Origin of the sequence: Aeromonas sp. PrichA-15 (assembly GCF_017939245.1) — a bacterium.
Lineage (GTDB): Bacteria > Pseudomonadota > Gammaproteobacteria > Enterobacterales > Aeromonadaceae > Aeromonas > Aeromonas caviae.
Map to the genome: position 1 here is coordinate 1 of NZ_JAGKRH010000368.1, position 538 is coordinate 538.

Genomic DNA, 538 nt, shown 5'->3' on the forward strand with positions numbered 1-538 from the left:
AAAACGGCTCGATGACTTCCACCATGTTTTGCCATGGCAGAATCTGCTCCATGCGGGACAAGAAAATCTCTTTTCTGGTCTGACGGCGCTTACTGCTGAATTCACTGTCGGCGAAGGTAAGTTGATGACTCATGATGAACCCTGTTACATGGCTCCAGATGACAAACATGATCTCATATCAGGGACTTGTTCGCACCTTCCCTAGTATGTCAGAATTAATAAGCTCAACACCAACCTAAAATGGCGGCCAGATGGCCGCCATTTTATTTATTGCTTTAATTCATCTAGAAATATCAACGAGCCGGTCGTTTGGCCCCGTGTCCTTTAGTGACGGACTTGCCACGCTGACCTCCCGATTTAACTGTACCAACTCGGATCGGGGGTTTTCCTTTATTCATATACAGGACCTTAAGAAAACACTTCATTTGAAATTCCTTCTAAGGTCCTGTTCTGTATCGATTTTCGCTGCTTGGTTCGACGGGCATTTTTCGCCAAGTAAACGGCAGCCCATTCCAGACGCTCTCTTATTTCCACCAAC

1 pseudogene is annotated in these 538 nt (G+C 45.9%); it reads right to left on the bottom strand.

Annotated elements, in window-relative coordinates:
- A pseudogene (locus J9889_RS23250) lies at positions 1-133 on the bottom strand (IS5/IS1182 family transposase); the annotation flags it as partial.
- Positions 134-538: the final 405 nt, after the last annotated feature.